This is a genomic window from Streptomyces sp. NPDC055749 (assembly GCF_053617235.1).
This window is the reverse complement of record NZ_JBSHFH010000131.1, coordinates 1-1,245: the sequence shown is the minus strand read 5'-3', so window position 1 is coordinate 1,245 and position 1,245 is coordinate 1. Positions and strand designations below refer to the sequence as shown.

The window sequence follows — 1,245 nt, the reverse complement described above, 5'->3', positions numbered from 1 at the left end:
ACGGTTCCCTTGCGCGAGTGCTCCTGAACGTCTACTCAGCCAAAGGAAGAGATACGCCCCAGGCCGGTGAACCTTTGCGGTCACAGCACTAGATGTTCTCTGCCTGCGGTCGGCCATGACTGCCATGACGGATTTTTCTGCCCGTGCCCAGCGAGACGAGGTGGCCAATGACGACCACGGTGTCTGTCGGTGCTGTCGACGACGACTGGGGCATCACGTCTTCCAGGTTCGCGCCAACAGCTCACTGATGCATCTGCTGGGATCCCGCGCATACCCCGTTCTGTCTTCAAGAGAGCGAAGCCGACACGCCCGAACATCTGGCGCTTGAGCATTTTGATCCTGTTGACGTGCCGAGGTCTCGGCATGTGGAGTGCGCTCTGAGGCCGGGGAGCTGGTTGACGCCGACTGCCTTGATCCAGGTGGGGAGTGTGGAACCGAGGCGATCGGTGAGCATCTCGCCGAAGTCGCGGACGTGTCTGGGCGCCTTGTCCAGTTCGGGCGGTCGGAGCCGCGGCGTACCGATGGGCGGCCCACATGAGCGGGGGCTCCATGGCCGGACAGCTGCTGGCGTCGACGATCACCGGTGCGGAACCCGAGTGGGCAGGGCTGTACGACCCACATCGTCTGTGGAGCACCGTCCAGGAGGGATCAGCTCTGCTGAAACAGCAGGCAGAGGTCGTCCGCCACTTCGTGGGCGACCGGTTGAGGACCGCCCACGCCGTGTCGGCGCGCCGTACACATCTCGGTTGTCTGGTCGCCTTCAACGAGGCGGAAACCGCGTGGGAGAGCCCTTGCCACGGTTCGCGCTTCGGTGTCGACGGCGAAGTACTTCACGGCCCGGCTGTGCGCCCACTATCTCCTCGGACGATCTGAGCACCGGTCATCCATCCCGCCGCGCGGCTTCATGCAGTGGAATCAGAATTGCCTTTCGATCAGCGCCGACTGCCCGGTCCGCCAGGTATTCAGCAGGTGAGATGCCAGTCGGTTCTCCAAGTGCGCAGTGACGTCGGCTCCGAAGGCAACCTCTGAATCCAGGTGCGGCTCTTCGGCGAGCGGACCGCCGATCACTTCTCGGCGTACGACTTGTTCATGTACGGCGTCCGCCTCCACATGCTCCGCGTAGAAGCGCTCGGCCGCAGGCCCGGCGCCCGTGCGCCGCATCGCCGCGGCGAGCCGCCGCGACCCCGGCGACGAGGTCACCTCGACGCAAGCGAAGTGGCCCACCAATGCTCCGCGCAACGCTCG

The 1,245-nt window shown here is 64.9% G+C and carries 1 protein-coding gene and 1 pseudogene; one reads left to right on the top strand and one right to left on the bottom strand.

Annotation, left to right across the window (positions count from 1 at the left end; all coding sequences use genetic code 11):
- Positions 1-534: 534 nt before the first annotated feature.
- Positions 535-873 (top strand): annotated as a pseudogene (locus ACWGO0_RS37420) (Rieske 2Fe-2S domain-containing protein); the annotation flags it as partial.
- A 42-nt stretch (positions 874-915) separates the two neighbouring features.
- On the opposite strand, the gene ACWGO0_RS37415 reads toward ACWGO0_RS37420, so the two are convergent.
- Positions 916-1,245: iron-containing redox enzyme family protein (locus ACWGO0_RS37415; RefSeq protein WP_453544885.1), on the bottom strand; the 330-nt coding region annotated here is incomplete at its 5' end.